The sequence below is a fragment of the Stenotrophomonas sp. AS012628 genome, assembly GCF_010608305.1.
In the GTDB taxonomy this organism is placed as follows: domain Bacteria; phylum Pseudomonadota; class Gammaproteobacteria; order Xanthomonadales; family Xanthomonadaceae; genus Stenotrophomonas; species Stenotrophomonas geniculata.
In genome coordinates, this window is sequence record NZ_VMBJ01000211.1 from 1 (window position 1) to 242 (window position 242).

At 69.0% G+C, this 242-nt stretch carries 1 pseudogene; it reads left to right on the forward strand.

Going from position 1 to position 242, the window contains the following annotated elements:
- Positions 1-242: pseudogene (locus G5A07_RS21660) on the forward strand (D-amino-acid oxidase); the annotation flags it as partial.

Genomic DNA, 242 nt, shown 5'->3' on the forward strand with positions numbered 1-242 from the left:
GACCCTCGTCAACTGCACCGGCTATGGCGCGCGCGCCCTGCTGGGCGACGAGACGATCGTGCCGGTGCGCGGCCAGACCGCCCGCCTGATACCGCAGGCCGAGGTGAATTACGGCCTCGTCTACCGCAACCACAATCTCAATGTCGTGCCACGCCGCGACGGCATCCTGGTGCAGGCCCAGGCCGACGGCGATTTCGGCAATGCCGACACGACGGTCGACCGCGCGGCATCCGAGATGGCGG